The organism is Phyllobacterium sp. RCAM01083, assembly GCF_055685835.1.
This window is the reverse complement of record NZ_JBVFZN010000004.1, coordinates 95,596-120,688: the sequence shown is the minus strand read 5'-3', so window position 1 is coordinate 120,688 and position 25,093 is coordinate 95,596. Positions and strand designations below refer to the sequence as shown.

The following is a 25,093-nucleotide window of genomic DNA, read 5'->3' as shown; positions in this document are numbered from 1 at the left end:
ACTATGAATGCGTGCCCAGCGTTGCACGGGCACGCGCCAACCCCCAATGAAGCAGGTCTTCGGCGCGGCCATCATCGGATGCCTCGGCATAGCAGCGTAGCTCAGGCGCATTGCCCGAGGCCCGATAGTGAATGACGTCGCCCGTCGAAAGGACGACACGCACGCCGTCAATGGCATCGCTTTCCCTGATCGTGCCGACCGGCGCGAAGAAGGCGTCGCGGCGGGCACTATCAAGCAAACCCTGCAGGAAGGGGCCACTGGCCGTCGATGCAACATGCTCGAGCCGGCCGCTGCGCGTAAAGCGGGCGGGCAGATCCCGAAGCAGCGCCGATACCGGAACGCCCCTGCCGGCTGCCATGCCGAGAACACACAGGATCGGAAGCATGGCGTCGCGGGTTGGCAAGGCCTCCAATGTTCCGCCATTCATGGCGAGGGATGAACCCAGCAGCACTCCGCCATTGGCTTCAAAGCCAATGATTCGCTGGAAGCCATCCCGGTACGCCTGCTGCATGCCTTCGATCACGTAGGGCGATCCGACACGTGTCCGGTAGACTTTCGTGAAGAGACCGCTCAGCTCAATGGCCGTATTGGAGGTGACGGGCGTTACGACCGCATCCGCATCGAAAAAATGTGCCGTCAGAAGGCCAACACTGTCGCCGCGCAGAAAAACACCATTTTCATCGGCAACAAGCGGCCGGTCGGCATCGCCGTCGGTGGAAACCAGCGCGTCTAGCTGGTGTTTGTTGCAGGCATCGGCGGCAAATGCGATATCTTCGGGACGGAGAGCTTCGGTGTCAACGGGCACGAATACGGTGGAATGCCCAAGCGCCACGGCATCGGCTCCAAGGTTCTGCAGGATGGTGACGATCAGATCGCCCGCAACGGAGCTGTGCTGATAAACGCCGATTCTCGTGCCGGCCAAAGCATCCGGGCTCAAAACGGAGATGCTTCGCCTGATATAATGTTGCAGCGCATCCGGCACGATTGCCGCTTGTCCGTCGGAGCCCGCCGGCTTTTTCGCCTCCAGATCAAGGACGGCCAGGATGCCGGCTTCATCGGCCTTGTCGATCTCGCCGTCGGGCCGGTAGAACTTCAGGCCATTTCGGTCTGCGGGAATATGGCTGCCGGTGACCATGATGGCCGGTGCCTTCAGGCTGAGCGCGCGAAACGCCAGTGCCGGTGTCGGCAAGGGACCGCAGTTTTCCACCCGCATTCCAAAGGCTTCTGCCGCCGCCATGCACGCGGCCGCCATGCGCGGACTGCTGGAACGCAGATCGTAACCAACGAGCAAAGGGCTGCCGGACGCAACGCCTTTGACTTTCTGCATGTGTGTCAGGAATGCGAGCGTATAGGCTTTGCAGACCTCATCGGGTAGTTCGGTTACAAGGCCGCGAAGGCCGCTTGTGCCAAATTTCAGACTGCTCATTGTAATGTCACAACCACTCAAGCCGTTGCCGCTGGATACGCTCGTATGATGTCAGCCGCGCATGATCGAAAGTCAACAACGATCGATGTCAGAATATGGGGGAGTGCGGATGGAAAAAGTGGCTGGGGAACCTGGATTCGAACCAGGACTAACGGAGTCAGAGTCCGTGGGTCTACCGTTAACCTATTCCCCAACAACCGCTTTTGTGCGGTGGCTGATTAAGCCGGTGCGGGGTCATATAGTCCAATTCGTTCAGGATGAAAACCCCTGTTCGGATGGTTTTTGCACTGCGCCGCATTTTATCTTCCATACACGAATTTAATGGGCGCAAATGGCTGGGTCGTCCTTGCAACTGGTTGCCAGGCTATCGAAAATGCCGGCGAAGCCATTTGGCCGCTGGCAATCCGATACGTCAGGCCTATAACTGTCTGAAAGTGATTTGCAACGCACAGCGAAGAGAAAGCAGACGAGGTGGCGGACCGATCATCACCACTGGCCCCGTTCAAGCACGACACGTTCCGCACTATCTGGATCGCGAGCCTGGTCTCCAATTTCGGCTCGCTGATCCAGGCGGTGGGTGCCGCATGGATGATGACGTCGATTTCTGATTCGGTGAACATGGTGGCACTTGTGCAGGCCTCCACGGCACTGCCCATCATGATCTTTTCCTTGGTATCCGGCGCGCTGGCGGACAATTTCGACCGGCGCAAGGTGATGCTGGTGGCACAGTGGTTCATGTTGGTCGTTTCAGCGTTTCTAACGGTTTTTGCCTATCTCGGGCTCATCACCCCCTGGCTTCTCCTGGCATTCACCTTTCTGCTGGGCTGCGGGACGGCTCTCAACAATCCATCCTGGCAGGCCTCGGTCGGTGACATGGTTCCCCGGGACGATCTGCCCAATGCGGTGGCGCTGAACAGCATGGGCTTCAACATCACGCGCAGTGTTGGTCCGGCCATTGGCGGCCTCATCGTTGCGGTTGCCGGTGCTGCGGCGACGTTTGCGGTCAACGCGGCCAGCTATTTCGCCGTGATCTATGCCCTGATGCGCTGGCAGCCGAAAATCGATCCGAGCCCCTTGCCGCGCGAATCGCTCGGCCGCGCCATTTCGGCGGGCCTGCGCTACGTCGCCATGTCGCCCAATATCGGCAAGGTGGTCGTTCGCGGCTTTGTCTTCGGTCTTTCAGCCAGTGCGATTCTGGCGCTCCTGCCGCTCGTTGCGCGCGATCTCGTCCATGGCGGTCCTCTGACCTACGGTGTCATGCTCGGCTCGTTCGGCATCGGTGCCATCGGCGGTGCGCTGCTCAGTGCGCGCCTGCGTGAATTCCTCTCGAGCGAGGCAATCGTGCGGTATGCCTTTGCCGGATTTGCGGTGAGCGCGGCGGTGACGGCGGTCAGCACGTCGGTGTGGCCCACCAATATCGCCCTGCTGCTGGCCGGGGCCTGCTGGGTCCTGGCCCTCTCGCTGTTCAATGTCACGGTGCAGCTGTCGACGCCGCGCTGGGTGGTGGGACGGGCCCTGTCGCTCTACCAGACGACGACATTTGCGGGTATTGCTGCGGGCAGCTGGCTCTGGGGCGCGGCCGCCGAACAATACGGCGCGGACAGGGCTCTGATCGCTTCCGGAGTGCTCATGCTGCTCGGTGCCGTGATTGGCCTGCGCTACGCCCTGCCGGAGTTCAAGTCGCTCAATCTCGATCCGCTCAACCGGTTCAGCGAACCACTGCTGGCGCTTGACCTGAAGCCGCGCAGTGGGCCGATTGTCATCATGATCGACTACGAGATCGCCGAAGCAGACATTCCCGAATTTCTCGCGCTGATGTCAGACCGGCGGCGTGTGCGGATCCGCGACGGTGCGGGGCAATGGGCGCTGATGCGCGATCTGGAGAAACCGGAAATCTGGACCGAAACCTACCACACGCCCACCTGGGTCGAATATGTCCGCCACAACCAGCGGCGAACGCAGGCGGATGCTGCGGTTGGCGACCGGATCCGCGCGCTGCATCGGGGCGGCGAAATCCGGGTCCATCGCATGATCGAGCGGCAAACAATCCTGCCGCACGATATCGCTGCGCATAAGACGCCGATGGACATGCACTGACGGGACTATTTCTTCCGAAGTGCATCCGCGAGCGCCGCGCCGAAAGCACCCTGTGTTGTCGATGGTTGTGGTTTGCCCTGCGCTGCCGGTTTCGGCTTGAAGCCGGTGCTGTCAGCCCTTTGCTCCCTTGGGGCAGGGGCGCTACCATCCTTGCGCATGGTCAGGCTGATGCGGTTGCGCTTGACGTCGATATCCACAACGCGGACTTTCACCACATCCCCCGCCTTGACGACCTCGTGGGCGTCCTTGACGAAACGGTCTGCCAGTTGTGACAGATGCACCAATCCGTCCTGATGCACGCCGATATCCACAAAGGCGCCAAAGGCAGCCACATTGGTGACCGTTCCTTCCAGCATCATTCCCGGCTTCAGGTCCTTGATGTTGTCGATACCATCGGCAAAGGCCGCGGTTTTGAACTGCGGCCGTGGATCGCGGCCGGGCTTTTCCAGCTCGGCGATGATGTCGCGAACCGTCGGAAGGCCGAACCGCTCGTCGACGAAGAGGCGCGGATCGAGCGCCTTCAGGGCGGCGCAGTCATTCATCAGCGAACGCACGTCGCGGCCGCAGGCGCTGACAATCTTCTTGGCGACGCCGTAAGCCTCCGGATGAACCGCCGAAGCGTCCAGCGGCTCGGTGCCGTCGGGAATACGCAGGAAGCCCGCACATTGTTCGAAGGCGCGTGGCCCCAACCGCGCGACTTTCAGGAGGTCACGGCGGGTCTTGAACGGACCGACGTCGTTGCGGTAAGCGACCACGGCTTCTGCCAGCGACGTTCCCAGGCCCGAAATGCGGGCCAGCAGCGGCGCCGATGCGGTGTTGAGGTCGACGCCGACCGCATTCACGGCATCTTCGACAACACCGTCGAGCGAGCGGGCCAGGCGATACTGGTCGACGTCGTGCTGGTACTGGCCGACGCCGATGGATTTCGGTTCGATCTTGACGAGTTCCGCCAGCGGGTCCTGCAGGCGCCGGGCGATGGAAACGGCGCCTCTGAGCGATACGTCGAGATCCGGGAATTCTGCGGCAGCCGTCGCCGATGCCGAATAGACCGAAGCACCCGCCTCGCTGACGATCACCTTCAGCGGCTTGGGCGAGGGCATGTCGGCAAGCATGTCTGCGACAAGGCGTTCTGTCTCGCGGCTGCCGGTACCGTTGCCGATGGCGATCAGCTCGATCTTGTGTTTGCCGGCCAGCCGCGCCAGTTCGGCCTGGGTTCCACGCAGATCGTTGCGCGGCGGAAAGGGATAGACGGTCGTCGTGTCGAGCACCTTGCCGGTACCATCGACGACAGCCACTTTCACGCCGGTGCGGATGCCGGGATCGAGGCCCATGGTTGCGCGCGATCCGGCCGGTGCCGCCAGCAGCAGGTCTTTCAGGTTGCGGGCGAAAACGTGGATCGCCTCTTCCTCCGCCTTTTCACGCATCTGTGTCATCAGGTCGATGGAAAGGTTGAGCGACAGGCGCGCCCGCCAGGCCCAGCGGACGACGTCCATCAGCCAGCTGTCGGCGGCGGTTCCGCTCGGGGAAATTGCATAGGCACCGGCGATCATGCGTTCCACCGGCTTCACCGGAGAGGTGTCGTCGGCATCGACTTCAATGTCGAGGGAAAGCACGTCTTCGTTGCGCCCGCGCAGCATGGCGAGGGCGCGATGGCTGGGGATGGTCGACCAGCGTTCGAAATGGCTGAAATAGTCGGAGAATTTCGCGCCCGCTTCCTGCTTGCCGTCGGCGACCCTGGCGCGCAGAACGGCCTTGTCCTTCATGTGGTTGCGCAGGCGGCCGACGAGATCGGCATTTTCCGAGAAGGTTTCGACCAGAATATCGCGTGCGCCATCCAGCGCCGTTTTCACATCCGGCACATCCGCCGAAAGAAAAGTCTGGGCCAGTTCGGATGGAACGCTGCGGCGGTCGGCGAGAATCGTTTCAGCCAGCGGCCCTAATCCGCGTTCGCGGGCAATTTCGGCCCGCGTGCGCCGCTTGGGCTTGTAGGGGAGATAAATGTCCTCAAGCTCGGCCTTGGTGGCGGACGCCAGGATCTTGGTCTCCAGCTCGTCGGTCAGCTTGCCCTGGCTGCGGATGGACTCGATGATGGTGTCGCGCCGGGCGTCAAGCTCGCGCAGGTAGATGAGCCGTTCGTCGAGAAGCCGCAGCTGCGTATCGTCAAGTCCGCCCGTCACCTCTTTGCGGTAGCGGGCAATGAACGGAACGGTCGCGCCGCCGTCCAGCAGTTCAATCGCCGCATTGGCCTGTTCGGGCCTGGCATTGATCTCGGTGGCAATGATACGCGCAATACGGGCAGTTGTGGCAGTCATACTGGTCTCATCAAACTTGATCGGACGGCGACCATAGGGCTGCCGGGATCAATCGGCAATCGTTTGGTCCGCTGGTTCTCCCGGCGTTCCACGAAAAACTCCATGGCTCCCCCGGCTTGACCTGCCCGATGAAACGTTTCCTTATCGCCTGACCCTTCTGCTGATTCAGCCAATATGGATAGTGTGACGATGCCGGCAAATACGAAGCCAAGGATTCTGTGCGTTGGTGCCCTGACGATGGACACCATCTTCCGGCTGGACACCCTGCCGCCCGGTCCCGGCAAGTTCATCCCGCAGGAGGCCGTGGAGATCGCGGCAGGCATGGCATCGAGCCAGGCGGCAACCATTGCAAGGCTGGGCGGCAGCGCGTCTTTGTGGGCGTCGGCGGGGCTGGACCATGTCGGCGATCGCGTGGTCGCAGAGCTGGCGGAGGAAGGGGTCGACTGCACCTTTGTCCGCCGCATCCAAGGTGCGCGGTCGGCTTTTTCCTCGATCTTTGTCGAGAGGTCGGGTGAGCGCATGATCGTGCCCTTCTATGACAAGACCCTGTTGAGCGCGCCAGAACAAATCCCGCCCATCGAATACGGGGCATTCGATGTGGTGATGACCGATGTTCGCTGGCCGCTGGCTGCTGCCACTGCGCTCAGGGCAGCGCGCGAGGCTGGCATTCATGGCGTGCTCGATGCCGATGTCGCGCCGCTGGAAACCCTTGAGCGGCTGCTGCCGCTCGCATCGCATATTGTCGCCTCGGAACCGGCAGCCGAAATCATCACCGGTGAGGCGGATATCGAGCGTGCCGTCATTGCCTTGGCGGCCCGGTATCGCGGTTTTGTCGCTGTCACCGGCGGCGGCAAGGGCTGCTACTGGTCGGGCGGCGAGGCGGGGATCGTGCACCATATGCCCGCTTTTGCCGTTGATGCCGTGGATACGCTGGCCGCCGGGGATGTGTTTCACGGCGCCTTCGCGCTGGCGCTGGCCGAAGGGCATGGCATGGAGGAGATCATGCGTTTTGCCAGCGCGGCGGCAGCGATCAAATGCACCCGGTTTGGCGGACGCACCGGTGCGCCGACGCGGAACGAAGTCGAGCACGTGCTGTTCAATTCATAACATTTGTATCCATACTCGCAAAAATGTATGTGACAGCATGTTGACTATCAACTAACATGTTAGTAGTCTTTATGTATTGAGAGGGTGGGAGGAAAATCATTGTCTCGGGTTGAACGATTTGGACTTTCTGCGGCATTGACGATGCCGTTTGATGCGGCGCTGGCAATTGATCTGCCCTCGGCAATTCACCATGCAAAAACCTGTCTGCAGCGCGGCTGCAGCAGCGTCACCCTGTTCGGGACGACGGGCGAGGGCTCGTCCATCGGTACCCATGAGCGCCAGGCTGTCATCAAGGGATTTATTGCGGCAGGCATCGCGCCGTCGCAGATTGTCGTTGGCGTCATGGCCAATTCGCATGTTGATGCGGCAGAGCAGGCACGGTTTGCACTGGATGCGGGATGCCGCGGTATTCTCCTGGCGCCGCCGTCCTATTTCAAGAATGTCAGCGATGACGGTCTCTTTGACTGGCATGCGGCGGCGTTCAAGGCAATTGGCGCGGATGTGCGCGGCATCATTCTGTATAATCTGCCCTCGGTGACGGCAGTCGAGATTTCGGTTGATCTGGTCAGCCGGTTGCGTGAGGCCTTCCCTGGTGCGATTGCCGGGGTCAAGGATTCTTCCGGCAACTGGAGCTATACTGAGAAGATGCTGGCACGGCACAATGACCTTGCCATCCTGATTGGCGATGAACGCAGCCTTGCTGCGGGCGTGCGGCTCGGCGGGGAGGGTGCCATCTCGGGTCTGGCCAATATCTACCCCGAACGTCTCGTGCGTATGATCGATGAAGGGCGCGACGATGAAGAGGTGGTTGCGGCTGTCAATGAACTGGTGAAATATCCGGTGATTCCGGCTGTGAAGGCGATGGTTGCCCATCACCAGGGCGAAGAAGGCTGGCGGCGGACGCGTGGTCCGCTTGAAGCCTTGCCGGACGGCGATCGCAAGCATCTGACGGCAGTCTTTGATCGTCTGTTTGTCGCGGCCGCCGCCTGACGGGGAATCGTGAAGGCGTCCTGAGGAGGAACAGGCATGGATGACAGCGGCGAGCCGGTAAGATTGCGTGAGAAAGCCTATGCGAGTTTCACGGAACATCTTCTGGCCCGTGACTTTCATCCGGGGCAGTTCGTGTCGCAGCGCCAGCTCGTTGCCATGACGGGCATGCCGCTCGGGGCCATCCGCGAGGTTGTGCCCCGTCTCGAAGCTGAGGGGCTGGTGAAGACGGTGCCGCAGCGCGGGATACAGATTGCGCATATCGATATCAATCTGATCCGCGAAGCCTTCCAGTTCCGCGTCTTCATGGAGAAGGAAGCGGTTGCGCTATTCTGTGTTTCCGCTTCCGATGAGGTGTTGGCCAGGTTGCGGCGCGAACATGAAGAGACCTTGGAGAAGGCTCTCAGGGACGGAGAGACGCCCGAGCTTGAACTGCACGCGCAGGCGATCGATTGGTCGCTGCATGACACAATCATCGATTCCCTTGGCAATGGGATCATTTCGAAAGCCTATCGGATCAATGCCATCAAGATGCGCTTGATCAATCAGGAGCGGTTTCGCATCACCGGCCGCGTTATTCCGGTGATGCGCGAGCATCTGGCGGTCATTGCGGCAATCGAGACCCGCAACCCGCAAACGGCGATGGATGCCATTGCCGAGCATATCAACAATGCAAGGAATCTCGCTCTGAAGGTTTAGACGCAACGGTGCCGGAAATGGGAGTTACGGCGCTGCAATGGATTATGGGAGGACGATAAGCATGAAACGGATTCAACCGACACGCCGGCAATTTCTTGCCGGATCAGCAGCACTTGGCGCGGCGAGCTTTGCCGGCCTAAAGCCGGCATTCGCCAATGTCGACTGGAAGAAATATGCAGGCACGACCCTCGAGGTGAACCTGATCAAGAGCCCGCGCGGCGATATTCTGCAAAAGTACCAGAAGGAATTCGAGGAATTGACCGGAATCAAGGTCAATTCCGAGCAGACGCCGGAACAGCAGCAGCGCCAGAAAGCCGTGATCGAACTGACCTCCGGCAAGCCGAGCTTCGATGTCATCCATATCAGCTATCACGTGCAGAAGCGGCAGTTCGAGAAGGGCGGCTGGCTTGCCGATCTGACACCGTTCCTGAAGGACCCCACGCTCACCGAGCCGTCATTGGTCGAAAGCGATTTTGCCGAAGCGGGTCTTGCCTTTGCCAAGGACAAGAACGGCCGTTTCGGCGGTCTGCCGTTCTCGGTGGATTACTGGATTCTGTATTGGAACAAGGAACTCTTCGCCGCCAAGGGCATCGAATATCCGAAATCCTTTGATGAGCTTGTAAGCGCCGCAGAAAAACTCACCGATGCGAGCAAGGGTACATACGGGTTCGTTGCCCGCGGTATGAAGAACGCCAATACGCCGGTTTGGGCCAGCCTCATGCTCGGTTATGGCAAGAGCACGATCGACGACGGCAATCTCCAGACCGATACGCCGGAAGCAATCCAGGCCGCAACGCTCTATCAGCGCCTGATGACAAAGTCCGCACCGCCCGGCGTAACGGGTTTCAACTGGGCCGAATGCCAGTCAAACTTCCTGCAGGGCAAGGTTGCCATGTGGCTGGATGGCATCGGTTTTGCCCCGCCGCTGGAAAACCCGGAGAAATCGCGGGTCGTCGGCAAGGTCGGTTACGGCGTCATGCCCAAGGGGCCGGCTGTACAGGCTGCGCCGACCTTCGGCGATGGTATCGGCGTGACCGAGGGATCATCGAAGAAGGAAGCGGCTTACCTCTATTGCCAATGGGCCATTTCGAAGCAGATGGGCGCGCGCCTGCTGCAAACGGGCTCCGGCGTTCCCTTCCGCAATTCGATCCTCAACGATCCGGAGGTCCGCAAGGGTGTGACCATGCCGTCCGAATGGGTTGATGTGCTGACGGCATCGGCCAAGGTCAGCCAGCTCTGCCTGCCGGTCATTGTCCCGGTCACGGAATTCCGCGACGTGATGGGTGTCGGCCTGACCAATCTTCTCGGCGGCGCCGATCCCGCAACGGAAATGAAGCGGGCAACGGAAGAGTTCCGTCCCATCCTTGCGCGCAGCGAGGGCAAATGACAATCGCCGCCCCGACCATGACAACCGAAGCACAAACCACCAAAGCCAGAACGGGCAAACGCCGGCTCAAGCCGAGTTACTGGCCGTTCGTCATTCCGGCGCTGGTCATTGTCGGGGCGGTCATTCTGTTTCCCTGGGCGTTCACCCTGTGGATGAGCGTCAATGAGTGGCATCTCGGCGGAGAACAGAGCTTCGTCGGGCTTGCGAATTTTACCCGCCTGGCAGGCGATACACGCTTCTGGCAATCGATGGGGCACACCGTGCTCTATACGCTTCTCTCCGTCATCGCCCCGTTGTTTTTTGGAACCATTGCGGCTCTGATCTTCGACAGCAAATTGCCGATGCGCGGCCTGCTGCGCGGCATTTTCGTCATGCCGATGATGGCCACGCCCGTGGCCATCGCTCTGGTCTGGACCATGATGTACCACCCGCAGCTCGGGGTTCTCAACTACCTCCTGTCACTGGTTGGCATCGGGCCGCAGGAATGGATATTCAACCAGAACACGGTGATCCCGTCACTGGTGCTGGTCGAGACCTGGCAGTGGACACCGCTTGTCATGCTCATCGTGCTCGGCGGCCTTGCTTCCATGCCGCGCGATCCCTTCGAGAGTGCGGAAATCGATGGCGCCAATGGCTGGCAGAAATTCCGTTACATCACGCTGCCAATGATCCTGCCCTTCATGATGGTTGCCGTGATCATCCGCTCCATCGATGCCCTGAAGAGCTTTGACATCATCTTTGCCATGACGCAGGGCGGCCCCGGTACGGCGTCCGAGACGATCAATATCTATCTCTACAATGTTGCCTTTTCCTACTACGACATCGGCTATGGCTCGGCGATTGCCGTGGTCTTCTTCGTCGTCATCATCACCATGTCCATGGCGCTGCTTTATCTGCGCCAGCGGACCAAATGGAACAGCTGAGGGAGACGCCGATGGCCCGCCGTAGTCCGCTGAAATCACTGGGCACCGCTTTCGTTGTGTTCGTGATCGTTTCGCCCGCCATTTTCTTCTTTCTCTGGATGCTGTCGCTGTCGTTGAAATACGAGATCGATAATGGCGCCTATCCGCCGATCTTCATCCCGGAGCGGTTTGCCTGGTCGAACTACACCCAGATTTTTGCCACGAACGATTTCCTGCATTACTTCTGGAACAGTCTGATTGTGACGGGCATATCGACATTGCTGGCCCTGCTCGTCGGGGTGCCTGCCGGCTATGGCATTGCCCGCCTGCGCGCCGACAAGGCGGCCATCGTTGTCATGATCGCGCGCATGACGCCGGGCCTGTCCTACCTCATTCCCCTGTTCCTGCTGTTCCAGACGATGGGATTGCTGGGAACGCTGTGGCCGCAGATCATCATCCATCTGGTTGTGACCGTGCCCATCGTGATCTGGATCATGATCGGCTATTTCGAGACGACACCGATGGAACTGGAAGAGGCCGCCATGATCGACGGTGCAACCTCATGGCAGGTCTTTGTCAAGGTGGCGCTGCCCATTGCCAAGCCCGGTATTGTCGTTTCGCTGATCCTGGCGGTGATCTTCTCCTGGAACAATTTTGTCTTCGGAATTGTGCTGGCCAGCCGTGAAACCCGGACCTTGCCGGTCGCGGTCTACAACATGCTTTCATTCGAGCAGGTCAGTTGGGGCCCACTGGCCGCTGCGGCGCTGGTCGTTACACTGCCGGTGCTGCTGCTGACCGTTTTCGCCCAGCGCCAGATCATTGCGGGTCTCACCGCCGGTGCCGTCAAGGGCGGCTAGAACAGGTTTTCAAGAACAGGGAGGGCGCGATGGCTTCGGTCTCGATCAAGGATGTCACCAAGAAATACGGCAACGTCAATGTGATGCACGGTGTCTCCGTCGATATTGAAGATGGCGAGTTCGTCATTCTCGTCGGCCCGTCGGGCTGCGGGAAATCGACATTGCTGCGCATGATCGCCGGGCTGGAGGAAATCACCACCGGGGAAATTGCCATCGGCAGCCGCGTGGTCAATGACCTGCCTGCCAAGGAGCGCGACATCGCCATGGTGTTCCAGAACTACGCGCTCTATCCGCACATGACGGTGGCCGACAATATGGGCTTCGCGCTCATGCTCAAGAATGCCCCGAAGCAGGAAAAGGAAAGCCGGGTCGGCCGCGCGGCGGAAGTCCTTGGTCTTGAAAAGCTGCTCGACCGCTTTCCGCGGCAATTGTCCGGCGGCCAGCGCCAGCGCGTCGCCATGGGACGCGCCATCGTCCGTGATCCGCAGGTCTTCCTGTTCGATGAGCCGCTTTCCAATCTCGATGCGAAACTGCGCGTACAGATGCGCAGCGAGATCAAGGGGCTGCATCAGCGGCTTGGTACCACCATCGTCTATGTGACGCATGACCAGATCGAAGCCATGACCATGGCCGACAAGATCGTCGTGATGAAAGACGGCTTGGTCGAACAGATCGGCACGCCGCTCGATCTCTACGATTATCCCGCCAATTTGTTCGTCGCCGGGTTCATCGGCTCGCCGTCGATGAATTTCGTCAAGGGGCGTCTGGCCGGGGCAGGGCAGTTCGTGACGCCGGAAGGCATCACGTTGCCCGTGCCGCAGACCATCCAAACCACGGGATCAGCGGACGTGATCTATGGTGTGCGGCCGGAGCACATCAAGATTGCCGCCGGCGGCATCCCGGTTGACGTCAGCGTCGTCGAGCCGACGGGCTCGGAAATCATGGTGGTCGGCAAACTGGGCGATCAGGAAATCATGTGTCTCTTCCGCGAGCGGCTATCGATCAAATCGGGCGACCGGATTCACATCGGGATCGATCCGGCGAACAGCCACCTGTTTGATGGCGGAACGGGCATGCGGCTCGGCAAGCGCAACGCTGCGCACTAATCCATCGTATCAGCACTCTCTTCCGGGAGCCTTTACCGTGACCCTATCGACCGAGACCTACAGAACCGGAACTTTCGTTGGCCGTGTCTGGCGCCCCGATGTGCAGGGCCCCGCCCTTGTCGTGGTGCGCGACGGCGTGCTGTTTGACATCACCTCACGTCAGACGGCGACAATGCGTGACCTGCTGGAACTGGACGAGCCTGCCGCCTATGTCGCTGCGCAGGCCGGAGAAGAACTCGGGCCGCTGGATACGGTTCTGGCGCAGTCCGTCGAAAGTGAAGCCGATGCCGCGCGGCTTCGGCTGCTCGCGCCCTGTGATCTGCAGGCAGTCAAGGCCTGCGGCGTTACCTTTGCCCGCTCGATGATCGAGCGCGTCATCGAGGAGAAGGCCGCGGGCAATCCGGCGCTGGCGCTGAAGATCCGTGAACGCATCATGCCGATCATCGGCAACAGTCTGCGCGATCTGAAAGCCGGTTCGCCGGAGGCTGCCAAGGTGAAGGCTGCCCTGATCGAAGAAGGTGTCTGGTCGCAATATCTGGAAGTCGGAATCGGGCCTGATGCGGAAGTATTCTCCAAGGCGCAGGTCCTCTCCTCCGTCGGCTGGGGCGCATCGGTCGGTCTGCATCCGATCTCAAGCTGGAACAATCCGGAGCCAGAAATCGTGCTCGCCGTCAACAGCAAGGGCAGGGTGCAGGGCGCGACGCTCGGCAATGACGTGAACCTGCGCGATGTCGAAGGCCGCTCCGCCCTTTTGCTCGGCAAGGCAAAGGATAACAATGCCTCCTCATCGATCGGGCCGTTCATCCGGCTGTTCGATGCGACCTATTCCATCGATGACGTGCGCAATGCCGATCTTGACCTGATGGTCGAAGGCCGGGATGGGTACGTGCTGAAGGGCAGCAGTACGATGAAGGAAATCAGCCGCGATCCGCTGGATCTGGTCGCCCAGACCACCGGACGGCATCACCAGTACCCGGATGGCTTCATGCTGTTCATGGGAACGCTGTTTGCGCCGGTCGAAGACCGCGATACGCCGGGGCAAGGATTTACCCACAAGATCGGCGATGTGGTCACCATATCGAATCCGCAGCTTGGTGCGCTCACCAATACCGTGCGGTTGTCGACGGAGTGCCCCGAATGGACATTCGGCATGGCGGCGCTCATGCGCAACCTTGCCGCGCGTGGTTTGCTGTAAGCAACCAACGCTAGATTCTGCCCGCAGCGCGGCTGCCGCCTGGCGGCTGGGCTGAACAATTGTCACAATAGTTTCGTCTAAGGTCGATCAAACTTTCACACAGCCCGTCCAGAGTTGAACGCGAGCGAGGCAGCCGGATTTATCCAGAGCTGCCCCGGGTTCATTCTCTCAATTGCCGTATTCAGGGGGCTTTAATGCAGGGTTTTGGTGTGAAAATTGGTCTGGCCGCAGGGCTGCTGGCCGCCGGGTTTGGCGCGACGCCAGCCATGGCCGAGAAGGTCAAGTTCGAGTTCTGGTACGGCCTGAGCGGCGACCTTGGCGAGCGTGTGCAGGATGCCTGCAAGAAGTTCAACGACTCCCAGGCCAATTTCGAAATCGTCTGCACCAGCCAGAACGGCTATCCCGAAACAGTCCAGAACGCCATTGCCGCCTATCGCGCCAAGAAGCATCCGGCCGTCGTGCAGGTCTTCGACGGCGGCACGCTCGACCTGATGCTCTCGGGCGCTTTCGTCCCGGCCAAGAAGCTGATGGAAGACAATGGCTACAAGATCGACTGGAGCAATTATTTCCCCGGTATCGCCAATTACTATGCGACGGCAAAGGGCGAGCTGAACTCCTTCCCGTTCAATTCGTCGACCGCGATGTTCTACTACAATGTCGATGCCTTCACCAAGGCCGGTATCCAGAATGCGCCAGAAACATGGGAAGATGTCGAAGCCGCAGCCCGCAAGCTGAAAGCGGCCGGTTATGCCTGCCCGTTCGGTTTCAGTTTTGACAGCTGGGCGACGGTTGAACAGTTCTCCGCCATTCATAACCAGCCCATCGCTACCAAGAACAACGGCTATGACGGGCTCGATGCGGAACTTACCCTCAACAAGACCAAGCTGGTCGACCATCTGACATTCTTCAAGAAGATGACCGATGAAGGCCTGTTCGTGGTCAAGACCAAGCAGCTGGGCATGGACGTTGTTCCAGCCTTCACCTCCGAAACCTGCCAGATGATCCAGTCGTCGATTGCCGATCACGGCACAGTCGGCAAGACCATCAAGCAGGGCACGAAATGGGACGTGACCATGCTTCCGGTCTGGAAGGGAACGGCACGCCAGAATTCGATGGTCGGTGGTGCATCCCTCTGGGTTCTCAACAACCGCCCCGAAGCTGAATACAAGGGTGCCGCTGCGTTCCTCAACTTCATCGCCCAGCCGGACATGGTTGAGTGGTGGTCGACGGTCACCGGCTACATCCCGGTCACCAAGACAGGCTTTGAAGCGATGAAAGCCAAGGGCTTCTACGACCAGCCAGCCTTCAAGGGCCGTGAAAAGGCCATCGCCAGCCTGACCTTCACCCCGACTTCCGCAAATACCCGCGGCATCCGCCTCGGCGGCTTCCCGCAGATCCGCAAGGAAATCTCCGATGCGATGGAAGGCATCTTCTTCGGCAAGTTGACTGTGCAGGCCGGTCTCGACCAGGCTGTCGAGCGCGGCAATGTCATCCTGCGCCGCTTTGAAAAGACCTATGCCGGAAAAGTCCTGAACTAAGTGCAGGCTTTCAAATGGCCCGGAGCGGAACCGCACCGGGCCATTTCCTTTTCATCCCATAGGCAGAATTGAATATTCTCATGAACAAGCGCGCTGTTTTCAAAAGCTGGTGGTTGCCCGTCCTTTTTGCATTGCCGCAACTCCTGCTCATTTTGTTCTTTTTCTATTGGCCTGCTATTTCGGTTTTCAACTGGGCTTTCACGCTGGAACCGGCCTTTGGCGGTGCGGGCGAACGTCTCTTCGTTGGTTTTGACAATTTTCGCGATGTTTTTGCCGACAGCGAATATTGGCGCTCCGTGTCCCTGAGCCTGTTCTTCGCTTTCACGGCGACCGGATTGTCCATGTTCATCGCCTTTATCCTGGCGATCTGTGTTGACCGTCAGTTGAAGGGCTCAAGCCTGTTCCGGTTCTTTTACATCTGGCCCTATGCCATTGCCGCACCGGCGGTGGGTCTGGCGTTCCGCTTCATCTTTGCGCCGGAAAGCGGTCTGATCGCGGTGGTGAACACCTGGTCGCCCGACCTCTGGAATCCCGCCAAGTACGGCAGCCATGCCATGATCCTCGTCATCATCTGTTTTGCGTGGAAATGGATCGGCTACAACTTCATCTTCATGACGGCCGGCCTGCAATCCATCCCGCGCAGCCTGCTGGAAGCATCGTCCATGGACGGCTCGGGCCCGGTGCGCCGCGCGCTCGATATCCAGGTCCCACTCCTGGCACCAACCCTGTTCTTTCTCCTGGTTCTCAATCTGACCGAGAGTTTCGTTGGCCCGGATACCTACGGTATCGTCGACCTGACCACCGAAGGCGGACCCAACAAGGCAACCGATGTCATGGTCTACCGCATCGTCAGCGAAGCCTTCCGCGGCCTGAATTACTCCGGCGCGGCAGCCCAGAGCCTCGTCCTGATCGGACTTATCATGGTGTTCACGTTCATCCAGTTCCGCTTCGTCGAGCGGCGCGTGCATTACAAGTAGGATTCCGGCGATGATCGAACGCACCCCCATACTCAACGCCGTCACCTACTTCATCATGATCCTGGGACTGATCCTCATTCTCGGACCGTTCTGGATGATTTTCACGGCGTCCACCCAGTCGCTGCAAGAGGTCACGGCCGTGCCCTTCAACATGACACCTGGCGGTGACTTCCTGAAGAATGTTCATGCCGCCTGGGATCGTGCCAATCTCGGCCCGGCACTGTTCAACAGCCTCATCACCTCGCTGCTGGTCATGGCGGGCAAGATCGCATTGGCGGCGCTCAGCGCCTTTGCCATCGTCTATTTCAAGAGCCCCTTGCGTCACGTCTTCTTCTGGATGGTTTTCCTGACGCTGATGCTGCCGCTCGAAGTGCGCGTCATCCCGACTTACAACATCGCTTCAGACGTGTTCCAACCCGTCCGCTGGATCGTCCAGACCATCACCGGCATCGAATTGTCACTGCAATGGAACCTGCTGAACTCCTATTCCGGTCTGGTCCTGCCTCTGATCGCGACCGCGACAGGCACATTCCTTTACCGGCAGTTCTACATGACGCTCCCCGATGAACTGGCAGAGGCGGCCAAGATGGATGGCGCGCGGCCGCTGCGATTCTTCATCGACATCCTGCTTCCGCTGTCGCGCACCAATATGCTGGCGCTGGCAACAATCATGTTCGTCTATGCCTGGAACCAGTATCTCTGGCCCAAGCTGATGACCACCGATGCCAGCTATCAGACGGCGATGGTCGCCATGCGTGCGCTGGTGCCATCCGTCAATGCCTTGCCTGAATGGAATGTCTCCATGGCAGGCGCCCTCATCATCATGTTGCCACCCCTGGTCGTCGTTGCCGTCCTGCAACGCTGGTTTGTCCGTGGCCTGGTCTCGACCGAGAAATAAAGGAAGTAGCAATGGCTGAAATTGGCATCAAGGATGTGCGCAAGACCTATGGCAGCACACAGATCCTGCATGGCGTCGACCTGAACTTCAAATCCGGCGAGTTTGTCGTCATTCTCGGACCCTCCGGCTGTGGCAAGTCTACGCTGCTGCGCATGATTGCGGGTCTTGAAGAGATTACGTCAGGCGAAATTTCAATTGACGGCAAAGTGGTCAACAATCTCGAGCCGCGCGATCGCGGTTGCTCGATGGTGTTCCAGAACTACGCGCTCTATCCGCACATGAATGTTGCCGCCAACATCGGCTATGCCCTAAGGGTTGCCGGTGTTCCGCGTACCGAGCGCGACCGGCGCATTGCGGAAACAGCCAAGATCGTCGGGCTGGAAGAACTGCTCGACCGTAAACCGGCGCAGCTTTCCGGCGGCCAGCGGCAGCGCGTTGCCATGGGCCGCGCGATCATCCGCGAACCGAAGGTGTTTCTGTTCGACGAACCGCTGTCCAATCTTGATGCCAAGCTGCGCGTGCAGATGCGTGTGGAAATCCGCCGGCTGCACAAGCGGCTGTCGGCAACTTCGGTTTTCGTCACCCATGATCAGGTGGAAGCCATGACCCTGGCCGACAAGCTGATCGTCATGAACAAGGGCCATGTGGAACAGGTCGGCACGCCGCTTGAAATCTACCACCGTCCGCGCACGCGGTTTGTCGGAACCTTCATCGGCTCGCCGGCGATGAATTTCTTCGACACGACCATTGCCGCAGGCGGCGATCACGTGCTGCTGGACGGCATCGCGCAGGCAATCGATCCGGTGCTTGGCGGCCAGAACGCGGGGACCGCGGTTTCCGTCGGAATCCGTCCAGAACATTGCCGTCTCGTTCCCGCCGGTACCGTGAACAGCGTTCCGGCCAATGTCGATTTCATCGAAGAGCTCGGCTCCGGCCGGATCGTTCACGTCGAGATTGACGGGCTGAGCTTTGCGGTGTCAGTTGAGGAAGATCAGTTCTTCGAGCAAGGCGCGGTTGCAGGTCTGCAGTTGCCCTCCGAACATATTCACCTGTTTTCGCAGGAAACCGGTTTGCGCCTTGATGATGCTCCGGCAGCGACGCGTCAACCAGCTCCGAAAACAGTGGCCGCATAACCCGACTTGAAAGGATCAAACATGAGTTCGGATTCAACCATTTCCGCCGTTGGCTTTTGCACCTACACGGGCAAGGGCAATTTTGACACGCTGGAAGATGCCCTTCGCACCATTGCCGGTCTCGGTGCCAATGCTGCCGAGCTGTCGCTTTATGGCGAGGAAATCATCTCGGGCGGCCGGATTATTCCGGGACGCGCCGAACGCCTGACCGCGATCACGCGGCAGTTCGACCTGCGCTACAGTGTGCACGGCCAGATCGTCTCCAATTTCATGGACCGCGAGCGTCTGGAGTATCAGAAGGCCGTGGTCCGCGCGATGCTGGAACTGTGCAATCGCGTTGAAGCGGGCATCCTCGTGCATCACAGCGGCAGTGCCAAAATGCCGGCCCAGTCACACATTGCCGATCTCGATCGCATGGAGCGCGATGCGCTTGCCGAAATGGCCGAGGTTGCCAAGGGTTACGGCGTGCGGATTGCCTTGGAAAACATTTTCGCGGTCACCGATGCGGAATACCGCCAGACACCGGCACAGGTCGGCGAAACCGTACGGACCATCGGCAGTGCCAATGTGTGCGGCCTGATCGATTTCAGCCATGCCTACATCGAGAGCACGCGGCTTGGTCTCGATTGGCGCGAACAGATCAAGGCGATGGCACCGGTCACCGGGCATCTGCATGTGCATGACAGCTTTGGCCGTCCTTATAACAGCATGACCAAATTCTATCATCCGGCTGAAGCAACGGCGCTTGGCATTGGTGACCTGCATCTGCCGATCGGTTGGGGCGACATTCCCTGGGAAGAAATCTTCGAGGAGCTGACGTTCCTGCCGGATACCATGCTGATCATGGAAATTGTCGAGAACCGGTTTGCCAATGAGCAGGCGGATTGCCTCGAGCGTGCATTCAAGCTGGCTGAAATCGCCAATCGCCGCCGTCTGGCCGCTTAGGTGAAAGCGGCGCGGTCGACTGGTTGACCGCGCCCCTTGCTTCCGGTCACAATGCCAATCATCGGGACTGGCTGTTGCCGGTCTTTCGCTACCGGGAATTGTGAACATGGCTGATCATATTCTGTTTGTTGCAAAAGATGCCGCTGACTGGACCAGGACCGAGCCCGGCGTCAGCCGACGCATCATGGCCTATCTGCCGGAAATGATGCTGGTGGAAGTGCAGTTCGAAAAGGATGCCGTCGGCTCGCTGCATTCGCATCCGCACATTCAAGCGAGCTATGTTGCAGAAGGACGCTTCGAAGTCACCATCGATGGCGTCAGCCAGGTGCTGGAGCAGGGCGGCAGTTTCATTGTTCCGTCCAATCTCGTCCATGGGGTCAAGGCGCTGGAAAAGGGTCGCCTGATCGACAGTTTCTCGCCGCATCGGGCCGAGTTCCTGGCCTAAGCTACACTTCATTTTTCTGCTGCCACCGCTTGACAGCATCCTTGCGATAGGCAAAACTGAAACCGGTTTCACTTTGTGCCGGACGGACGTTTGACCTTTGATCTGACCATATTGGCACCGCACATTCCTTTTCTCGTGAAAGGTGCGGTCCTGACAGCTGAGGCTTGCGTGCTGGCGCTTGCCGGCAGCCTGTGCATTGGTACGGTCGTTGCAGCGCTGGTCACATCCGCGTCGCCGCTTCTCTCCCGCATTGCCTATGTCTATGTCGATCTGTTCCGCAACATTCCGTTCATCGTCCAGCTCTTCTTTTTCTTCTACGGCCTGCCGGAGATCGGCATCTATATCGATGCGTTCACCACGGGAGTCATTGCACTTTCCATCGCGGGCGGCGCTTTTACCTCGGATGTGATCCGGTCCGGAATCCTGTCGATCGATCCCGGCATCCTGGAAGCGGCCGAAGTCAGCGGGCTTTCCAAACCGACGATCTTCCGCAAGATCGTCATGCCGATTGCCTTGAGGACCTCGGTGCGGCCATTGGGTTCGGTTTTCATCAATCTCATCCTGACATCGTCGATCCTCTCGACGATCACGCTGAACGAATTGACCGGTTCGGCCAAAATCGTGGCATCGGATACATTCCGGCCCTTTGAAATCTATGCGGTTCTGCTCGTCGCCTATGCCTGCCTGACCTATCTGGTCTCGCTCGCCATCGGCGCGTTGCATCGCTATCTCAACCGTGATCAGACAGAGGCCGCCTGATGCGTTATACGGCGTTCACCTCCTATGACATCGTCCTGCTCGCGCAGGGGCTGAGTGTTTCCCTCGCGCTTTTCCTGGCAACGACAATCATCGGCCTTTTCATCGGCTCTCTGTGGGCCGTCATCCGGTTCTATCGCATTCCCGTGCTGGCGCAGGTCGTGGCTATCGTCGCGGAAGTGCTGAAAAATTCCCCGGTTCTGGTCCAGCTGTTTCTCGTGTTCTTCGGCCTGCCTGCTTTTGCCAAGATCAATGTAACGCCGGTCGAGGCCGCGGTGATCACGCTGTCGGGCAATACGGCGGCATTCGTCTATGTCATTGCCGTGTCGGCGATCGAGTCCATCGGCCGCGACCAGATCGAGGCCGCTCGGGTTTTCGGTTTGTCGCGCTGGCAAATCCTTCGCCGCATCATCGCACCGCAGGCCATGGCGTTTGCCATCGGTCCGCTGACCGGTCTTCTGGTGAACCAGCTGCAGGTGACATCGCTGATATCGGTGATCGGCGTGGTGGACCTGACGAAGATCGGCAACATTCTCAATCTGCGCACGCTGAAACCATTCATCGTCTGGGCTGTCGTCGGCGGGCTTTATTATGTCATGGCCAAGCTCGTCGCCTTTGGCGGAGCCAAGCTGGAGAAGCGGTTGAGGGCGCACACCGCATGGAAAGGTCTGTGAAATGATCAGCGTGAGAGGAGTACGCAAGGCGTTTGGTTCTGCGACCGTACTCGACGGAATAGACCTTGATGTCCATAGCGGTGAAGTCGTGTCGATTCTCGGCTCCAGCGGCTCGGGCAAATCGACCCTGATCCGCTGCATGAACGGCCTGGAGAAGCTCGATGGCGGGCGTATCACCATCGATGATTTCGATGTTTCCCGTCCGAAGGAGCTGTCGGAAGCCCGCAAGCGGTCGGCGACGGTCTTCCAGCTTTTCAATCTTTACCCGCATATGACTGCCGTGCAGAACATCGCGCTCGCACCGGTGGAAGTGCTGAAAATACCGCGCAAGCAGGCGGAAGCCGATGCGCGCACGCTTCTGGACTCCGTTGGCCTGAGTGCCCGTGCCGATGCCTTCCCGGCGCAACTGTCCGGCGGGCAGCGCCAGCGTGTCGGTATCTGCCGGGCGCTCGCCATGAAGCCGCGCTATCTCCTGCTCGATGAAATCACCAGTGCGCTCGATCCCGAGATGACGTCGGATGTGCTGGCCATTCTCGCCAAGCTCGCCCATGACGGAACGACGATGGTTTTCGTCACGCATGAAATCGAGTTTGCCCGCACCATCTCGTCGCGGATCGTTTTTCTCGACAAGGGACAGCTCGTTGTCGACCTGCCGACAGCTGAATTCTTTGCAGCCGATGGCGGCATGGCCAAGCCACGCATCGCCCAGTTTCTCTCCAAAATGCGTAAAGACTGACAATGATCCTGATTGCGAACAACGAGGCTTGGCCGGGTTTTGCCAGGAGCGTCGAGCTCCTCAAGCAGAAGGCGCATGGCCTTGACGCCATGGTCGCCGGTATCAGCGAAGTCGAGCGCGAAGTGAAGGTCCGCAGTGTCGGCTTCGGCGGCTGGCCTAACATGCTCGGGCGCATGGAGTTCGATGCGGGCGTGATGGATGGCACGACGCGGGATGTTGGCGCCGTCGGCGCGGTTCCCGATACGCTGCCCGTCGCGGCGCTCGCGCATGCGGTGATGAAACGATTACCGCATGTCATGCTGACCGGCGATGGTGCCCGCCGTTTTGCCACGGAAATCGGCTTTCCCCTTGATGAAACGTTATATGAAGACAGCAAACGCGTCTGGTGGGAGCGGTTGCAGAAAGAATTGACGCCGGAGGAGCTGGCAGCTTTTCCAGATATTCCGCTCGCGCCCCTGAGCCGCACCATTACCGACCCGGAGCGCGTCCGCGATACCACGGTGTTCCTGTCGAAGGATTCCGCCAACGGCATTCACGCGGTTACCTCCACCTCCGGCTGGGCCTGGAAATATCCAGGGCGCCTCGGCGATTCTCCCATCGCCGGTGCCGGGTTCTATGCCGACAGCCGCTATGGTGCCGCCGCCTGCACCCATACGGGTGAAATGACCATCCGTTGCGGCACGGCCCGCAGCATCGTGCTTGCCATGCGCTTCGGCCATTCCCTGCGCGCAGCGGTCGATATGGCGATGGAAGACCTCGCACAGCTGACCACCGGATTCTTGGCTGGTGTCGTCATTCATGCCATCGACGCCAAGGGCAATCACGACGTGGCAAGTTTCCGCTGCGACGATGAAATCAAATACTGGTTCTGGGAAGCCGGGATGGAGGAACCCGAACGCCGGCTTGCCCGAAAATATGATCCGCAACAAACAACACAAAGGGGACATTCATGAAACGGTTCATTGGAAAACTGGCAGCACTCGCGCTGACCGGTGCACTGGCTTTTACAGGCGTGGCGCATGCCGGGAAGATCGACGATATTCGCGCGCAGGGAAAGGTCCGCATCGGCGTGTCGCTTGGCGGCGAGCCCATCGGTTTCCGCGACGACAAGAATAATCCGGTCGGCTATGACGTCGATGTGGCAACCATGCTGGCGGCCAAGCTTGGCGTTCCCGTCGAGTTCACCGACGTTTCCGGCGATGCCCGCGTGTCCATGCTGGTCTCCGGCCAGCTCGATATCGTGGTGGCCAATACCTCCGCGACGCTGGAACGCGCCAAGAGCGTCAATTTCTCGATTCCCTACAACCGTGCCGGCCTGCGCGTTATCGTGCAGAAGGATGCCGGCATCGCCAAGCTGGAAGACCTGGCGGGCAAGAAGGTGGTTGTCGGCCGCGGCACGACAGGCGAAAGCTTCCTGAAGAAGAGCGTGCCGACGGCGGAACTGGTCTATACCGACAATTTCTCGCCCGATGGCGTGCTGCTCCTGCAGCAGAAGCGCGTCGCTGCGGCCATCGAAGACTCGTCGCTGCTCGACTATCTCGCCACCAAGAACGAGAATCTGGTAACCTTGCCCGGCCTCTATTCCAACGATCCGATCGGTATTGCCGTTGCCAAGGGCGATCCGGAATTCGTCCGCTGGCTTGACATGTTCGTCTCCGACTACATCCAGTCCGGCGCCTATGATGCGAATTACAAGAAGTGGTGGGGCGAAAAATCCAACCCGCCGGCGCTGACGCCGCTCTGGTAATTTCAAGGCAAGGGCCGGGCATCGTTCCCGGCCTTTGCATTTTGATCAGGAGCTTGACCGTGCGACGAAGTAGGTCGGCACCTGGATGAGTTTCTCGCCCGCGTTGAACAGGGCAGGTTCCCGCAGAAACTTCAGGATTTCATCGATATAGGCGGCCTTGTCGTAGCCGATGGATGAAATCGGATAAGCCTCGTATTCCGCCAGGGTCACGTCGTCGAAGCCGTAGAGACGGAATGTCCGCGGCCGGTTGTCCGGAAAGTCGTTCCGGTGCACATCGAGAACACCCATGGCCATCGCGTCAGATGTGCAGAACACCGCGTCCGCTGTTTGCCAATCGGACGAGGATGCCACATGGCGGCCGCTCTGGTAGGAATAGTCGCCGCGCAGTTCCGCGACCAGCCTGATGTCCTGGCGCTGCAGTTCCGATTTGTAGACGGCGATGCGTGTCTGTTCGACCGGCGAGGCGGACCGGCCTGTCACGAGGAGCGCACTGCGCACGCCCTTGTTTCGCGCATCTGTGACCGCTGCGGCAATCCCCACCTGCTCATCGGGAATGATCGCGGGAGAGCTCACATCCCGCATGCCGTTGAGCATCAGGACGCTGTCATTGCGGAACATTTTCCGCACCGTTTCCGCATCGGCGAAATCGGAGAACACGAGGGCCGCGTCCACGTGATAGGCAATGCCGTTGCGCAGGAATTCGTCAATCCGTTCGGCCGAGCCGACGCGGACAAAGATCACCTGTTTGCCGATGGACTGGATTTGACTGATCAGGAGATCGAACAGGTCGAGATCCGAGAGATCATGGATGTGGTTGACGATGACGGCAACGAGATTGACGGTCTTCGTCGTCAGGCTCCGCGCCAGGAGGTTGGGTTTGAAGCCAAGCTTGGCAGCCGCTGCCAATACCCGCTCCCGTTTGTCGGCCGAGACGGGCCTTGGTTCACTTGACAGCGCCCGGGACGCGATGGCGCGGGAGACACCCGCCAGTTCGGCGACATCCGCAATGGTTGGCAGAGTGTGACGTTTGCGCGGATCGGTCATGGATATCGGCATCCTTCATGTCTGATCCGCTCTTTGGTGTTGCCAAAAACGATACGTTGATGGCCAGCAGGCGGGAAGCAAGGATCGATCCATGCTTACCCGCTTCCCCCTCAGCACTTCAATAG

Annotated in this window: 23 protein-coding genes and 1 tRNA gene; 20 read left to right on the top strand and 4 right to left on the bottom strand. The window is 59.6% G+C overall.

Annotated features, from left to right (window positions below; translation table 11 throughout):
- Position 1: 1 nt before the first annotated feature.
- Together ACZ25R_RS04670 and ACZ25R_RS04665 are read right to left on the bottom strand one after the other, a co-directional pair.
- Positions 2-1,432, bottom strand: a complete 1,431-nt coding sequence (locus ACZ25R_RS04670; protein ID WP_472460517.1) for a phosphomannomutase — start codon at positions 1,430-1,432, stop codon at positions 2-4.
- Between the two features lie 113 nt (positions 1,433-1,545).
- Positions 1,546-1,619: transfer RNA gene (locus ACZ25R_RS04665), tRNA-Gln, on the bottom strand.
- Between the two features lie 278 nt (positions 1,620-1,897).
- On the opposite strand from ACZ25R_RS04665, the gene ACZ25R_RS04660 reads away from it, so the two are divergent.
- Entirely contained in the window at positions 1,898-3,523 is a 1,626-nt protein-coding gene (locus ACZ25R_RS04660; protein ID WP_464663942.1) for an MFS transporter, read from the top strand.
- A 5-nt stretch (positions 3,524-3,528) separates the two neighbouring features.
- Here the strand turns inward: ACZ25R_RS04660 and ACZ25R_RS04655 are convergent, their stop codons facing one another.
- The gene (locus tag ACZ25R_RS04655; protein ID WP_472460210.1) at positions 3,529-5,835 is read right to left on the bottom strand and encodes a Tex family protein; all 2,307 of its coding nucleotides are present in this window, start codon (positions 5,833-5,835) and stop codon (positions 3,529-3,531) included.
- A 189-nt stretch (positions 5,836-6,024) separates the two neighbouring features.
- Between ACZ25R_RS04655 and ACZ25R_RS04650 the strand changes: the two genes are divergently transcribed.
- The 19 genes from ACZ25R_RS04650 (at position 6,025) to ACZ25R_RS04560 (ending at position 23,924) form a co-directional block, all read left to right on the top strand.
- Entirely contained in the window at positions 6,025-6,942 is a 918-nt protein-coding gene (locus ACZ25R_RS04650) for a sugar kinase (protein ID WP_472460209.1), read from the top strand.
- 99 nt (positions 6,943-7,041) lie between these two features.
- Positions 7,042-7,932 carry a dihydrodipicolinate synthase family protein gene (locus tag ACZ25R_RS04645; protein ID WP_472460208.1) on the top strand — a complete coding sequence of 297 codons (891 nt, stop codon included), beginning with the start codon at positions 7,042-7,044 and terminating at the stop codon, positions 7,930-7,932.
- A 36-nt stretch (positions 7,933-7,968) separates the two neighbouring features.
- Positions 7,969-8,628, top strand: a complete 660-nt coding sequence (locus tag ACZ25R_RS04640; RefSeq protein WP_464663950.1) for a GntR family transcriptional regulator — start codon at positions 7,969-7,971, stop codon at positions 8,626-8,628.
- A 61-nt stretch (positions 8,629-8,689) separates the two neighbouring features.
- Positions 8,690-10,015: an ABC transporter substrate-binding protein gene (locus ACZ25R_RS04635; protein ID WP_346304903.1), complete on the top strand. Its 1,326-nt coding sequence runs from the start codon at positions 8,690-8,692 to the stop codon at positions 10,013-10,015.
- A complete protein-coding gene (locus tag ACZ25R_RS04630; RefSeq protein WP_464663954.1) occupies positions 10,012-10,938 on the top strand; it encodes a carbohydrate ABC transporter permease in 927 nt (308 codons plus the stop codon). The genes ACZ25R_RS04635 and ACZ25R_RS04630 overlap by 4 nt, the downstream gene beginning before the upstream one ends.
- 11 nt (positions 10,939-10,949) lie before the next feature.
- Positions 10,950-11,774 carry a carbohydrate ABC transporter permease gene (locus ACZ25R_RS04625; RefSeq protein ID WP_112522346.1) on the top strand — a complete coding sequence of 275 codons (825 nt, stop codon included), beginning with the start codon at positions 10,950-10,952 and terminating at the stop codon, positions 11,772-11,774.
- A 29-nt stretch (positions 11,775-11,803) separates the two neighbouring features.
- Positions 11,804-12,880, top strand: coding sequence for an ABC transporter ATP-binding protein (locus ACZ25R_RS04620; RefSeq protein ID WP_472460207.1), 1,077 nt, complete (start codon positions 11,804-11,806; stop codon positions 12,878-12,880).
- A gap of 37 nt (positions 12,881-12,917) precedes the next feature.
- The gene (locus tag ACZ25R_RS04615) at positions 12,918-14,075 is read left to right on the top strand and encodes a fumarylacetoacetate hydrolase family protein (RefSeq protein WP_464663958.1); all 1,158 of its coding nucleotides are present in this window, start codon (positions 12,918-12,920) and stop codon (positions 14,073-14,075) included.
- A 194-nt stretch (positions 14,076-14,269) separates the two neighbouring features.
- A complete protein-coding gene (locus ACZ25R_RS04610; protein WP_403182703.1) occupies positions 14,270-15,613 on the top strand; it encodes an extracellular solute-binding protein in 1,344 nt (447 codons plus the stop codon).
- Between the two features lie 80 nt (positions 15,614-15,693).
- On the top strand, positions 15,694-16,590 hold the full coding sequence (locus ACZ25R_RS04605; RefSeq protein WP_464663961.1) for a carbohydrate ABC transporter permease: 897 nt from the start codon (positions 15,694-15,696) through the stop codon (positions 16,588-16,590).
- Between the two features lie 10 nt (positions 16,591-16,600).
- Positions 16,601-17,488 (top strand): ABC transporter permease subunit, encoded by an 888-nt coding sequence (locus ACZ25R_RS04600; protein WP_472460206.1) that lies wholly within the window; start codon positions 16,601-16,603, stop codon positions 17,486-17,488.
- A gap of 11 nt (positions 17,489-17,499) precedes the next feature.
- The gene (locus ACZ25R_RS04595) at positions 17,500-18,621 is read left to right on the top strand and encodes a sn-glycerol-3-phosphate import ATP-binding protein UgpC (RefSeq protein WP_472460205.1); all 1,122 of its coding nucleotides are present in this window, start codon (positions 17,500-17,502) and stop codon (positions 18,619-18,621) included.
- Positions 18,622-18,642: 21 nt separating this feature from the next.
- Positions 18,643-19,566 carry a sugar phosphate isomerase/epimerase family protein gene (locus ACZ25R_RS04590; RefSeq protein ID WP_346304895.1) on the top strand — a complete coding sequence of 308 codons (924 nt, stop codon included), beginning with the start codon at positions 18,643-18,645 and terminating at the stop codon, positions 19,564-19,566.
- Positions 19,567-19,672: 106 nt separating this feature from the next.
- Complete coding sequence (locus tag ACZ25R_RS04585; protein ID WP_288191328.1) at positions 19,673-20,011, top strand: cupin domain-containing protein; 339 nt, start codon at positions 19,673-19,675, stop codon at positions 20,009-20,011.
- 90 nt (positions 20,012-20,101) lie between these two features.
- Positions 20,102-20,770, top strand: coding sequence for an amino acid ABC transporter permease (locus tag ACZ25R_RS04580; RefSeq protein ID WP_130272359.1), 669 nt, complete (start codon positions 20,102-20,104; stop codon positions 20,768-20,770).
- Positions 20,770-21,441: an amino acid ABC transporter permease gene (locus ACZ25R_RS04575; RefSeq protein WP_472460204.1), complete on the top strand. Its 672-nt coding sequence runs from the start codon at positions 20,770-20,772 to the stop codon at positions 21,439-21,441. The genes ACZ25R_RS04580 and ACZ25R_RS04575 overlap by 1 nt, the downstream gene beginning before the upstream one ends.
- A 1-nt stretch (position 21,442) precedes the next feature.
- Positions 21,443-22,177, top strand: a complete 735-nt coding sequence (locus ACZ25R_RS04570) for an amino acid ABC transporter ATP-binding protein (RefSeq protein ID WP_105734997.1) — start codon at positions 21,443-21,445, stop codon at positions 22,175-22,177.
- Between the two features lie 2 nt (positions 22,178-22,179).
- Complete coding sequence (locus tag ACZ25R_RS04565; protein ID WP_472460203.1) at positions 22,180-23,130, top strand: isoaspartyl peptidase/L-asparaginase; 951 nt, start codon at positions 22,180-22,182, stop codon at positions 23,128-23,130.
- Positions 23,127-23,924, top strand: coding sequence for a transporter substrate-binding domain-containing protein (locus ACZ25R_RS04560; RefSeq protein WP_472460202.1), 798 nt, complete (start codon positions 23,127-23,129; stop codon positions 23,922-23,924). Before ACZ25R_RS04565 ends, ACZ25R_RS04560 begins: the two co-directional genes overlap by 4 nt.
- A 45-nt stretch (positions 23,925-23,969) precedes the next feature.
- Here the strand turns inward: ACZ25R_RS04560 and ACZ25R_RS04555 are convergent, their stop codons facing one another.
- Positions 23,970-24,968, bottom strand: coding sequence for a LacI family DNA-binding transcriptional regulator (locus ACZ25R_RS04555; RefSeq protein ID WP_346304890.1), 999 nt, complete (start codon positions 24,966-24,968; stop codon positions 23,970-23,972).
- Positions 24,969-25,093 lie beyond the last annotated feature (125 nt).